Below are 8,969 nucleotides of genomic sequence, written 5' to 3' on the forward strand. Positions count from 1 at the left end.
TGCTGCATGGTGCGGACAACCACCGCGTTCCACACCGATCGATGCAGACGGAGGATATTTTCATGGCCGAACGAGTTGCCGTAGTTTCCGGAGCCGCGCGGGGGATCGGCGCGGCCGTCGCCCAACGCCTCGCCGCGGACGGACTGGCCGTCGGTGTGCTGGATCTGGACGCCGCGCACTGCGCCGACACCGTGCGGGCCATCACCGAGGCCGGTGGGAAGGCCGTGGCGCTGGGTGCGGACGTGTCGAAGGAGGATTCGGTGGCCGCCGCGGTCGAGGAGCTGGCCGGATCGCTCGGCGCGCCGACCGTGCTGGTGAACAACGCCGGGATCCTGCGGGACAACCTGCTGTTCAAGATGTCGGTCGATGACTGGGATTCGGTGCTGGGCGTGCATCTGCGGGGCGCGTTCCTGATGACCCGCGCGGTGCAGAAGTACATGGTCGAGGCCAAGTGGGGTCGCGTGGTCAACCTCTCCAGCACCTCGGCGCTGGGCAACCGCGGCCAGGCCAACTACTCCGCGGCCAAGGCCGGTATGCAGGGCTTCACCAAGACGCTCGCCTTCGAACTGGGCAAATTCGGCGTCACGGCCAACGCCATCGCGCCCGGATTCATCGCCACCGATATGACCGCCGCCACCGCGGCCCGCGTCGGGGTGGACTTCGAGGACTTCCAGAAGGCCGCCGCCGCCCAGATCCCGGTGCAGCGCGTCGGCACCCCGGCCGATATCGCGCACACCGCGTCATTCCTGGTGAGCGAGGGCGCGGGATTCGTGTCGGGTCAGGTCATCTACGTCGCGGGCGGACCCACCAACTGACCTCCGGGCTGGACTCGAATCCCGCTGCACCTGAACATGTTTCATGTGGAACCGAGGCATGCGGAGTGATCGACATCACTCCACATGCCTCCCGGCAACACATTTCGTTGATCCGCTGCGTCGGTCGCATCACCTCACGCCCATGAGCGTGCGAAGCGTGAGCCGAACGTCGGCATGCACGGCCGGCAATCGGGATCGGCCGACTGACGTTGGCGCACAACGGATCAGGCAACGCATGCGCGTCGACGGTCCGAGCGGGTGAGAAGATGAGCCTTCGCCCCGGATCCGCATGCACAGAATGGTGCGTGCCGAAGCGTCATCGGAGCGCTCGAGTGCCGGGACCAGCCGACTCAGGGCCGGACCGTGGAGCATCAGAGATGAGAGTCCGGACATCGACCCGACCGCCGGTACTACGCCAGGCGCAGTGGGGGCGCACCCCAGGTCGGGAGACGGGGATCGAGATGCGGGGCCGCGTCGAGGGGCAAGGGCGGGCGACCCGGGTGGGGTGTTGCGGCGTCAGGGGTGGGAATCGATGAGGTCGGGTTGGTGGGTGGGGAGGGTAGGTTCGCGGTATGAGGCGGCGGGTGGTGCGGCGGGGGCTGGTGAGTTATGGGTTGTTGGGGCCCAGTTTGGTGGGGGTGGGGGGTTTTCTGGTGCTGCCGATCGTGGTGGTGGCCTGGTTGAGTGTGCACAGTTGGAATTTGTTGGGGCCCATGCGGTTCGTGGGGATGGCGAACTGGCGGGCGGTGTTGGGGGATCCGGCGTTCGGGCATTCGTTGCTGGTGACGTGCGGGCTCGCGGCGATCGTGGTGCCGGTGCAGACCGTGCTGGGGTTGCTGGTCGCGTTGCCGTTGGCGCGGCGGCGGGGTGGGACGGTGTTGCGGGTGGTGTTCGCGCTGCCGTGGATGTGTGCGCCGGTCGCGGTGGGGGTGGTGTGGCAGTGGATGTTCGCGCCGAGTGGCGGGGCGATCGATGCGGTGCTGGGGAGACGGATCGAGTGGCTGTCCGAACCCGCGCTGGCGCTGCCATCGGTTGCGGCGGTGAGTGTCTGGTCGAATTTCGGGTATGTGGCGCTGTTCTTCGTCGCGGGGATCCGGGCGATTCCGCCGGAGATCCTGGACGCGGGCGCGCTGGACGGGGCGAGCGGATGGCGGCGGACGCGCTGGCTGGTCTTGCCGCTGCTGCGGCCGACGATGTTCTTCGTGCTGGTCACCGGGGTGCTGACGGCGTTTCAGACCTTCGACACCGTGTACGCGCTGACCAAGGGCGGGCCTGGGCATCGCACGGATGTGGTGGCGATGCGGATCTTCGACGAGGCGTTCGTAGCCGCACGGCCGGGACGTGCCGCGGTGATGGCGCTGGTGGTGTTCGCGGTGATGTTCGTGATCACCGTCGTACAGCATCGCTACTTCCGGGATCGGACGGTTCATGAGTACTGAGTCGGTTGTCATCCCTTCTCGCACAGGGTCTTTCGTGACACAGGCCTGGCTGCGGAGTGGGGTGGTCTATCTGCTGCTGATCGCCGGAGCCCTGCTGACCGTCGCGCCGCTGGTACTCAGCGCGCTGACCGCCGTGAAGACTCCGGACCAGTTCGCGACCGGATCGGCACTGGCACTGCCGAATCCGGTGACCGGGGACAATTTCGGCACCGTCCTGAGCGGGGGCCTGGGCCGGGCCGTGCTGGTGACCGCGCTGATGACGGCCTTCATCACCGGCGGGCAACTGATCACCTCGATCCTGGCGGCATATGCGTTCGCGCGCACCGAATTTCCCGGGCGCGACATCCTGTTCTGGATCTACCTCGCGACCATGATGGTGCCCTCGATGGTCACCCTGATCCCGCTGTACCTGATGTTCGCGAAGCTCGGTTGGCTGAACACGTTCTGGGCGTTGATACTTCCGTTCGTCTTCGCCTCGCCGTACGCGATATTCCTACTGCGGCAATACTTCCGGTCCATCCCGGAGGAGCTGCTCGGCGCGGCGCGGCTGGACGGCGCGAACACCCTCGACATCCTGGTGCACGTGATGGTGCCGATGAGCCGGCCGATTCTGGCGACGTTGGCGCTGATCACCGTTGTCACACAGTGGAACAGCTTCATGTGGCCGCTGGTGGCCAGCAGCGGTGACACCTGGCAGGTGCTGACCGTCTCGACCGCGACGTTGCAGACCCGATACAGCGCGCAGTGGACACTGGTGATGGCCGCGACCACGTTGGCGATCGTGCCGCTGGTGCTGCTGTTCATCGTGTTCCAGCGTCAGGTCCTGCGATCGATCGCCACGACGGGGCTCAAATGATCAGCGCGGCAAGGATATCCCCGAAGTCCTCGACCCGGGTCGTGCTGGCCCTGGTACTCAGCGCGGTACTGCTGATCGCGGCGGCGCTGTGGCTCGGACATTCCGAGGGCAGTTCGGGACGCACCGTGGTGCGGATGCGGATCTGGGACGAGAGTTTCATCCCCGCCTATCGGGCCTCGCTCGACGCGTTCCAGCGCGCGAATCCGGATGTGGAAGTACGGATCACGGTGGTGCCGTGGGCTTCCTATCAGCAGAAACTGCGGCTGGATGTGGCCGGGGGTACCGCCGACGACGTGTTCTGGACCAATACTTTCGAGGATTACGCGGATTCTGGTCGGCTGCTGGATGTCGGCGCGCTACTCGGGGCCGATGCCGCGCGGGCCTGGGACACCTCCGCGGTCACGCAGTTCAGCCGAGACGGAAAGCTTTGGGCGGTACCGCAATTCGTGGACGGCGGGACGGCGGTGTATTACAACCGGACGCTGCTCGCGGCCGCGCACATCGATCCCGCCGCATTGTCCGGACTGCGCTGGGGTGGTGACGGGGATACGTTCGCGCCGATGCTGCGCCGGCTCGCGGCCGTCGCGCCGTGGGCGTACAACGCGGGCAACGACTTTCAATCCGTCGAACTGCCGTTCCTGGGGTCGGCCGGTGGGCGGCTGCAAGGGCCGGATGATCGGTTCGTCTTCGACGGTCCGCAGGGGCGACAGGCGTTCGGCTATCTGGTCCGGTTGATCGCCGGCAAGCTCGCACCCTCGGCGGCCGATACCGGCAACGACGCGGATTTCACCAGAAATGCCTTCCTGCAAGGGAAGATGGCGCTGTTCCAATCCGGCACCTACAACCTGGCGACGATCGCACAGCAGGCGAAATTCCCGTGGGGTATCGCGATGATTCCCGCCGGGCCCGCCGGACGGGTCAGTACCGACAACGCGATCGGCCTCGCGGGCAATGCGGCGACACGTCATCCGGACGCGGTGCGTCGCCTGCTGACCTGGCTCGGCAGCGCCGAGGGCAACCGCTACCTGGCCACCTCCGGCGCGACCATCCCGGCGGTCGTCGCCGATCAGCGGGTATATCGAGATTACTGGGCACACAAGGGGATCGACGTCTCGCCGTTCTTCGATGTGCTCGACGGCCCACGGATCGACGGGGGCAGCGGGGCCGGGTTCGCGGCGGCCTACGACCTCATCACGCCGATTCTGTCGGAGATGTATCTCGGCCGGACGCCGGTGCCCGAGGCGCTCGATAGTGCTGTCGCCGCGGGTAATTCCGCGATGAGTGATCGATAACGCTGCGACGGAACCTGGTGGGCTCCGCAACTCGGGCGAGTTGCTCACCGCCGATATTCGAGTGCTGCGACCTAACGGACGAAAGATGTTGCCGCTGTTCAGATTCGACTGATGTCGACCAGCGGCGTGCGTGGCCCGAATTTCGGCTTGCGGGCCTGGCCGGAGATCTCCAGCAGGCGGACCGCCCGATAGCGGTGTGGGCGAAGGGGTTCCAGGTATTCGACCATGGCGTCGTCGTCGATCGGGTGGCCGAGCAGGGTCCAGCCGATGATCGACGCGAGATGGAAGTCGCCGACCGACAACGCATCCGGGTCGCCCAGGGCGCGCTGGGCGATCTCCGCGGCGGTCCACACGCCGATGCCGGGGACCATGCGCAGCCGGTCGGCGGCGGCCGTGGGGTCGAGGTCGGCGGCCTGTTCGAGTTTGTCGACCATGCGCGCGGCCAGCACGATCGTCTTCGAACGCTGTGGATCGACGTTCGCGCGGTGATACTCCCAGGACGGGATGTGCCGCCAGGTGTGCGCGTCGGGCGGGATGCGCATGGGTATCGGCGTCGGGCCGGGGGCGCGATCGCCGAATTTGCCCACCAGCCGCCGCCAGGAGGCCCGCGCGGAGACCGTGTGCACCCGCTGCTCGAGAACCGCCGGGACCAGTGATTCGAAGATCAGCCCGGTACGCAGCATGCGCAGGCCCGGGAAGCGGCGGTGCGCCTCGGCGATCTTCGGATGCTCCGGGGCGAAATCGGTGAGGTCCTCGTCGAGGCACAGCATCCGCGGCAGCTGTTCGACGAATTCGGTCGCGCCGGGACCCCACGCCCGCGCCGCCACCGCGCGCGGCCCGGACTGCGCGAGCCGATAGGTGACCGGGCCGCTCGGCATGCGCGAGACGTGCCAGTGCGCGCCGTCCGCGGTGGTGGTGTGGCACGGATCGGAGCCGCCGCGACGCAGGGGCGCGAGCGTGGCCGCCAGATCGATCGGCAGCTCCGAGCTCACCGTGCGCTGCGCGTCGACCCTCGATTCCACCGGAACATTGTGCGCCATGCCCGGGACACGGGCGGATGCACCCGACTCGGAGGTAGTGACATGCATCACCCACCTATTCGGAAAAGGCGATTTCAGACCCGATCGATACGCCCCCGGAAGCGGCGGACTGTAACGCGACTGTCATAGGGTGCGATTTCTGAAAGGATTCATCAAGTCGCCGATTCATGATCCAGCAATCGGTCGGCACAATTGTGACGGAGGACGCGAATGCTCACGACAGTTCTGAATCAGCTGCTGAACATCTGGGGTGGAATCTTCGCCGGGAGCTCCGGCTACCAGATCGCACCGGGCACCCTGCCGTTCGGCAGCTGAGCCCGGATTCGTGCGCACCCGTGACCGAGGCCGGGTGCGCACTACCGCGAATCCGGCCGGTCGAGCAGGAACTGCGCGAGATGGGTGGCCGATCGGCCGGCCAGTTGGGCGGCCTGGGTGCGGCAGGAGAACCCGTCGGCGAGGAACTGCGCGGCGGTGTCCTTCCGCAATGCGGGCAGCAATCCGTTCTCGGCCACCGCGACCGAAATGTCGTAATGGCCGTGCTGCATACCGAAATTCCCAGCAAGTCCACAGCATCCGGAAACTTCGGTCACCGTGGCACCGGTTCCGCGGAGTATTTCGCGATCGGCGTCATATCGCATGACCGCGTACTGATGACAATGCGGTTGCACCACCACCCGATGTCCGGTGCGGTCCGGGGATTGCCAGCCGGGGTCCGCGGCGAGGAATTCCGCCAGGGTTCGCACCGCACGCGCGGTGGGCTCGGCGCGCGGGTCGTCGGGGAGTAGGGCGGGCAGGTCCGACCGCAGTGCGGCGGTGCAGGAGGGTTCGAGGCCGACCACGATGCCGCCCGCGCGGACGTGGGCGTCCAGGGCGTCCAGGGTGGCGCGCAGCCGGGTGCGTGCGCCGTCGAGTTGGCCGGTGCTGATCCAGGTGAGACCGCAGCAGACGCGGCGTTCGGGGAGGTGTACCCGATGGCCCAGTGATTCGATGAGTTCTACTGCTGCCCAAGCTATTTCGGGGTCGAAGGCGTCGGTGAAGCTGTCGATCCACAGCATCACGCCCGGTTCCGCGGGTGAGCGCTTGCCGCGGCGGGTGGTCCACATTCGGCGAAAGCTCTTGTCCGCCAACGCCGGAATCTCGCGTCGGGGATCGATACCGGCCGCTCGGAAACCGATCCGGCGCAACAGCGCGAAGCCGGCGACGGCATTGAACACCCGTGGCACACGCACGCCCAGACCCAGCCAGCGCGGTAGCCAGCCCAGCGCGTAGTGATCGATCGGGCGGAGTCTGCGCCGGTAGCGGCGGTACAGCGTTTCGGATTTGTAGGTGGCCATGTCGATTCCGGCCGGGCAGTCCGCGTCGCATGCCTTGCAGGACAGGCACAGGTCCAGTGATTGCGCGACCGCGTCCGAGCGCCAGTCCAGGTCGCCGCGCACGACCTCTTGGAGGACGCGGGCGCGGGCGCGGGTGCTGTCCTTCTCGTCGGCGGTCGCCAGGTAGGACGGGCACATGAAACCGCCCGTCGCACGAGAGTCCGCGCGGCACTTGCCGATTCCGACGCAGCGGTGCACGGCGGTGCCGATATCGCCGTCCGCGGGGAAGGCGAATCCGCCCGCGGAAGGTGTCGCGCGCAGGCCGGTGAGGCGCAGGTCCGCATCGATCGGGTTGGGGCGCACCAGGACTCCCGGATTGAGGATGTCGTCCGGGTCGAACAGCGTTTTGAATCCGGCGAAGGCGTCGAGTGCGGCCGGGGAGTACATGCGGGACAACAGTTCCGAGCGGGCGCGGCCGTCACCGTGTTCGCCCGACAGCGAGCCGCCGTGGCGGACGACCTGATCGGCGGCGTCGGTGAGAAAATCCCGGAAACGTTGCGGCGCATCGGTTATCGGCAGATCCAGCCGGACGTGGATGCAGCCGTCACCGAGGTGGCCGTAGAGCAGGCCGTCCACCTCGTGCGAACGCATCAACTCCTCGAAGTCGCGCAGGTAAGCGCCCAGATTCTCGGGCGGCACCGCGGCATCCTCCCAGCCCGGCCAGGCGGGGCGGCCGTCGGGAGTGCGTCCGGCCAGGCCCGCGCCGTCGGCCCGGATTCGCCACAGGCGTGCTGCCACAGCGGGATCGGTGACAATGCGGCTGTCGGTCGCGTGGGCGGTGCGGCAGAGCCTGGCCGCGAGGTCGCGGGCCTCGGCGGCGGTGTCGCCCGCGCATTCGACGAACAGCCAGCCCCGGCCGTCGGGCAGTTCGGGGACCGTGCCGCGATGGGCGCGCACGACGTCCACGAGCCGGGCGTCGATACCCTCCACCGCGATCGGGGCGACCGCGGTGATCGTCGCGACATCGTCTGCGGCCGTGGGCATGTCGGGATAGCCGAGTACCACCAGGACCGTCGCACGGGGTACCGGGACGAGCGTCACCGAGGCTTCCAGCAGCAGACCGCAGGTGCCCTCGGTGCCGACGAACGCGCGTGCGGCGGACGGATCACGTTCGGGCAGTAGATGTTCCAGGCCGTATCCCGATGCCTGCCGTTCGAATCGGCCCAGTTCGGTGCGGATCACCGCGAGCCGGGATCGGGTGAATTCATCGAGGCCCGGGATCGTGGAGAGGCCCGCGCCGAGTAGTCGCTCGGTACCGGTGCCGTCGAGTATGCGCAGCTCACGCACGGAATCCGAGGTCCGGCCCCACGCCATCGCGTGCGGGCCGCAGGCATTGTTGCCGATCATGCCGCCCAGGGTGCAACGATTCTGAGTGGACGGATCCGGGCCGAAACGCAAACCGGACTCGCCGGCGCGGCGCTGTAGCGTACTCAGGACCACACCGGGCTGCACTCGCGCGCAACGACTTTCGGTATCCACCTCGAGTATCTCGGACATATACCTGCTGAAGTCCAGGACCAGGCCGGTACCGATCGCATTGCCCGCCACCGACGTCCCCGCACCACGCGCGGTCACCGGCACCCCCTCCTCGCGCGCCGCGGCCACTACCGCCGCCACATCCGCGTCCCCACGCGGGAAGACCACCGCCGTCGGCGGCACCCGATAGTTCGAAGCATCCGAGGAGTACTCCGCCCGCCGCCGCGCCCCGGCGTCGACCTCGCCGTCGATCCTGCCCTCCAGCGCCCGCAGCCACGAATCGGTCATGAACCCAGCCTATGCGCGCTACCGGAAGATCCGCGCTCCCCTCGACCCACCTGCTCGAACGCATCGTCAACGTCGTCATCGAAGCCGCCCCCGATATCCGCTTGGCAACCCGCCCGTTGGCAACCGGCCCGCTGGATCCACAACCGCCGTCCCGCACCCTGAGCAATCTCACCAATGCACCCTGGACGCAGTCTCGACCAACGCGCCCTGGGTGCAACCTCGACCCAACACCCCAGGCGCAATCTCAACCAGCACACCCCGGGTGTCAATGGCCATATGGAAGTCGCCGTTGGTGGCCAAGTGAGGTATCCACTGGTGGCCAGGGAAAGTCCCCACCCTCTTGCGGGTGGGGGTCGTTATTTCAGGGGCGGTCACCTCGCTTGGTCCGGT

General features: G+C 67.6%; 6 protein-coding genes. 4 read left to right on the forward strand and 2 right to left on the reverse strand.

Features of this window, described 5'->3' with window-relative positions:
- Positions 1–62 precede the first annotated feature (62 nt).
- From NRB20_RS35215 to NRB20_RS35230, 4 genes are all read left to right on the forward strand, one after another.
- Entirely contained in the window at positions 63–815 is a 753-nt protein-coding gene (locus tag NRB20_RS35215; protein ID WP_153415740.1) for an SDR family oxidoreductase, read from the forward strand.
- A gap of 572 nt (positions 816–1,387) precedes the next feature.
- Positions 1,388–2,254: a carbohydrate ABC transporter permease gene (locus tag NRB20_RS35220; protein WP_153415741.1), complete on the forward strand. Its 867-nt coding sequence runs from the start codon at positions 1,388–1,390 to the stop codon at positions 2,252–2,254.
- Between the two features lie 34 nt (positions 2,255–2,288).
- Positions 2,289–3,110 (forward strand): carbohydrate ABC transporter permease, encoded by an 822-nt coding sequence (locus tag NRB20_RS35225; RefSeq protein ID WP_319945803.1) that lies wholly within the window; start codon positions 2,289–2,291, stop codon positions 3,108–3,110.
- Positions 3,107–4,402 carry an ABC transporter substrate-binding protein gene (locus NRB20_RS35230; RefSeq protein ID WP_153415743.1) on the forward strand — a complete coding sequence of 432 codons (1,296 nt, stop codon included), beginning with the start codon at positions 3,107–3,109 and terminating at the stop codon, positions 4,400–4,402. Before NRB20_RS35225 ends, NRB20_RS35230 begins: the two co-directional genes overlap by 4 nt.
- A 98-nt stretch (positions 4,403–4,500) precedes the next feature.
- Here the strand turns inward: NRB20_RS35230 and NRB20_RS35235 are convergent, their stop codons facing one another.
- Together NRB20_RS35235 and NRB20_RS35240 are read right to left on the reverse strand one after the other, a co-directional pair.
- The gene (locus NRB20_RS35235) at positions 4,501–5,442 is read right to left on the reverse strand and encodes a DNA-3-methyladenine glycosylase family protein (RefSeq protein ID WP_153415766.1); all 942 of its coding nucleotides are present in this window, start codon (positions 5,440–5,442) and stop codon (positions 4,501–4,503) included.
- A 356-nt stretch (positions 5,443–5,798) separates the two neighbouring features.
- Complete coding sequence (locus NRB20_RS35240) at positions 5,799–8,579, reverse strand: FAD-binding and (Fe-S)-binding domain-containing protein (RefSeq protein ID WP_153415744.1); 2,781 nt, start codon at positions 8,577–8,579, stop codon at positions 5,799–5,801.
- Between the last annotated feature and the right edge of the window lie 390 nt (positions 8,580–8,969).

The sequence above is a fragment of the Nocardia macrotermitis genome (genome assembly GCF_009604405.1).
Classification (GTDB): Bacteria; Actinomycetota; Actinomycetes; order Mycobacteriales; family Mycobacteriaceae; genus Nocardia; species Nocardia macrotermitis.

What these genes read in the sequence shown, in the direction of transcription:
- NRB20_RS35230 (WP_153415743.1), top strand. Translation starts at nt 3,107, where the DNA reads ATGATCAGCGCGGCAAGGATATCCCCGAAGTCCTCGACCCGGGTCGTG.
- NRB20_RS35235 (WP_153415766.1), bottom strand. Translation starts at nt 5,442, where the DNA reads ATGGCGCACAATGTTCCGGTGGAATCGAGGGTCGACGCGCAGCGCACG.
- NRB20_RS35215 (WP_153415740.1), top strand. Translation starts at nt 63, where the DNA reads ATGGCCGAACGAGTTGCCGTAGTTTCCGGAGCCGCGCGGGGGATCGGC.
- NRB20_RS35240 (WP_153415744.1), bottom strand. Translation starts at nt 8,579, where the DNA reads ATGACCGATTCGTGGCTGCGGGCGCTGGAGGGCAGGATCGACGGCGAG.
- NRB20_RS35220 (WP_153415741.1), top strand. Translation starts at nt 1,388, where the DNA reads ATGAGGCGGCGGGTGGTGCGGCGGGGGCTGGTGAGTTATGGGTTGTTG.